1 pseudogene is annotated in these 316 nt (G+C 77.2%); it reads right to left on the bottom strand.

The features are described from left to right. Positions 1-254: pseudogene (locus D452_RS27390) on the bottom strand (anti-sigma factor RsbA family regulatory protein); the annotation flags it as partial. Positions 255-316 lie beyond the last annotated feature (62 nt).

Here is a 316-nt window from a genome sequence, read left to right as displayed (position 1 = left end):
ACCACCAGAACCGGGCGGGGATGCTCGGCGCGCGCCCGCGCGTGCAGGGCCGCCAGGGTGCGGCCCGGCGCGTCGTAGAGCTCCGCCGGGTCCAGCGGCTCCACACCGGAGGCGTCGGCCGCCGACAGGCCCGACAGCAGTGTCGCGCGGGTCTGCGGCGCCACGCTCAGAACGACGCGGTCGCCGTCCCGGCGCGCCGCGCGCATCCGGGGCAGGACCCGTTCGCGCAGGTCCTCGGCTGAAGAGAAGAACACGCCGCGGTGCTGGAACCCCCCGGTCCCCTCAGCGCCCGTTCCGGCGGTCTGTGCGCGCGACG

The organism is Nocardiopsis prasina DSM 43845 (genome assembly GCF_000341265.1).
Lineage (GTDB): Bacteria > Actinomycetota > Actinomycetes > Streptosporangiales > Streptosporangiaceae > Nocardiopsis > Nocardiopsis prasina.
This window is presented reverse-complemented; position numbering and strand designations above follow the sequence as displayed.